Consider the following 1,428-nt stretch of genomic DNA (forward strand, 5'->3'; position numbering starts at 1 on the left):
CCCGACATGTGCAGCGAATGCAGTGCCCACCTGCACGACCCCGAAGAGCGCCGCCACACCCTCAAGTTCGCGATGGATCGCCAAGCCAAAATCATTGCGAAGTACGTAGCTCACCTCGCTCGCACCTACACGCACGACTTCGAGGGCCGCCCCATCCGAGGGCTTGCCGCCACCAACGACCACAAACTTCGCGTTGCTGTCGAACGGTACGACCGCATTCGCAACGAACGCAAAGCCAACACCGTCCTCACCGCCCAACGCCAACAAGCCATGCGCAACAACAAGGAGGCCCACGCATGACGTACGAAGAAGCCATCAAGAACGAAAACGACGTGATTGAGGACCTCCTCAATTACCTCCTCGAGCACGAACCAACGCACGGCACGCGCCCCCAACACCGCGACGCGTTCCTTGCGGGCGTCGCTCGCCACACCCTGTTCCTGATCGAAGCGATGGAGGAACGCGACAACGCCACCCTGCCGTACGAAATGGAGGCCGCATGACGCACGACCTCGAGAAAGCCACCAGCATGCCGATCCGCAGCATGGATGACCTGGCTCGGTTGGCGGACATGTTCGCGCGGAGCGGGTACTTCACGGACGCTAAGGACGCCGCACAAATTGGCGTGAAGGTCCTGGCGGGACGCGAAATGGGGTTCGGCCCCTTCGCGTCCGTCAACGGCGTCCACGTCATTCAAGGCAAACCGACGGTCGGCAGTAACCTCATGGCGGCCGCCGTGAAGGCCCACCCCAAGTACGACTTCCGCGTCACGCACCTCGACGACCAAAGGTGCAGCATTGAGTTTCGGCAGGAGGGCGAACCGATCGGCGTCAGTACGTTCGACCTGGAGGACGCGAAGGCGGCCGGCACGAAGAACCTGCAGAAGTTCGCGCGGAACATGCTGTTCGCGCGCGCCATGAGTAACGGCGTCCGGTGGTACTGCCCGGACGTCTTCATGGGCGCCACCGTCTACACCCCCGAGGAGCTTGGGTCGGACGTCCCTCCTGACGATGTGGAGGTGGCGTACGTGGAGCCACAGGAAGCCACACAAGAGCCCGCAACGCTGGAGGTGGACGACACGCCGGACGTGAACGCGGAAGCCGACAACGGCGCTCCTGTGGCGCCGCACGGCATTGGGGAGGACCGCGCCACGAAACTCATGCAGGTCCTCACGAACCACGGCGTGAAGGACCTGTACGGGTTCCTGCGCGTGCAGGTCGACCGGGACGTCGAGACGTTCGCGGACCTCACGGAAGGCGAGGGGCGCGAACTCGTTCAAGCTGCGAAGGAGGTTCCCGCATGACGGACGTCATTGATCGCCTCGACCAAGCCCTGATGGACATCCACGCCCCCGACGCCGCCCACGAAGACGGGTTCCACATTGAGAGTGACGACCAAGCCGCCTGGGTGAGCCGCAAACTTGCGGCC

At 63.6% G+C, this 1,428-nt stretch carries 3 protein-coding genes; all 3 read left to right on the forward strand.

Going from position 1 to position 1,428, the window contains the following annotated elements; all coding sequences use genetic code 11:
* The coding region (locus RI554_11555; GenBank protein MDR9392648.1) for a hypothetical protein at positions 1 to 300 on the forward strand (300 nt) is incomplete at its 5' end.
* Positions 297 to 503, forward strand: coding sequence for a hypothetical protein (locus RI554_11560; GenBank protein ID MDR9392649.1), 207 nt, complete (start codon positions 297 to 299; stop codon positions 501 to 503). The genes RI554_11555 and RI554_11560, both read left to right, overlap by 4 nt.
* Positions 500 to 1,303, forward strand: a complete 804-nt coding sequence (locus RI554_11565; protein MDR9392650.1) for a hypothetical protein — start codon at positions 500 to 502, stop codon at positions 1,301 to 1,303. Before RI554_11560 ends, RI554_11565 begins: the two co-directional genes overlap by 4 nt.
* Positions 1,304 to 1,428: the final 125 nt, after the last annotated feature.

The sequence above is a fragment of the Trueperaceae bacterium genome (assembly GCA_031581195.1).
In the GTDB taxonomy this organism is placed as follows: domain Bacteria; phylum Deinococcota; class Deinococci; order Deinococcales; family Trueperaceae; genus SLSQ01.

Excerpts from the sequence above, each read along its gene's own strand:
- RI554_11560 (MDR9392649.1), top strand. The coding sequence starts at position 297 with ATGACGTACGAAGAAGCCATCAAGAACGAAAACGACGTGATTGAGGAC.
- RI554_11565 (MDR9392650.1), top strand. The coding sequence starts at position 500 with ATGACGCACGACCTCGAGAAAGCCACCAGCATGCCGATCCGCAGCATG.